Source organism: Robertmurraya korlensis (assembly GCF_023715225.1).
In the GTDB taxonomy this organism is placed as follows: Bacteria; Bacillota; Bacilli; order Bacillales; family Cytobacillaceae; genus Robertmurraya_A.
Genome location: NZ_JAMBNS010000062.1, coordinates 1 through 492, shown reverse-complemented (window position 1 = coordinate 492; position 492 = coordinate 1). Strand labels below are relative to the sequence as shown.

2 protein-coding genes are annotated in these 492 nt (G+C 60.6%); both read right to left on the bottom strand.

What is annotated here, in order from left to right; all coding sequences use genetic code 11:
* A partial coding sequence (locus M3175_RS25830) for a transglycosylase SLT domain-containing protein (RefSeq protein WP_251524546.1) occupies positions 1-188 on the bottom strand: 188 nt, incomplete at its 3' end.
* A 2-nt stretch (positions 189-190) separates the two neighbouring features.
* Positions 191-492 (bottom strand): transglycosylase SLT domain-containing protein (locus M3175_RS25825; RefSeq protein WP_251524545.1); only part of this gene is annotated, 302 nt, incomplete at its 5' end.

The following is a 492-nucleotide window of genomic DNA, read 5'->3' as shown; positions in this document are numbered from 1 at the left end:
AGATTGCCCGCGCTGACGTTTTGCCAGCTGCGCACGCGCCCCGGTCCCGCATTGTAGGCCGCAGAGGCGAAAATGCGGTTCTGCCCGAACTGCTGATAGACATACTCGAGATACTGCGTGCCAATCTGAATATTGGTCTGCGGATCGAGCAGCTGGTTGCTGTTCACATAGCCGGGAATGTTATACATCTTCACGTGTGGGCCGCCGTCGCCGGCATCACCTGCATCAGGCCGCTGGCGCCGACCGGCGAACGCGCTTTCGGGTTCCAGGCGCTCTCCTGCCGCGAGATCGCCATAGCGTAGCTCGGCGCGATGCCTTTATCGCGGGTATTGCTCTTATAGAAGCTCTCCCACGCCAGCGGGAAGCGCTCTTTCAGGCTGTCCCACATCTTCGCCGTGATGGTCGCCTGCACGCTGAGATCCCACCAGTCCTGCTCGTTGGCGTAGCGCGCCAGCATCTGCTGCTGCGTATGGTTTTTGCTGGCGATAAGGT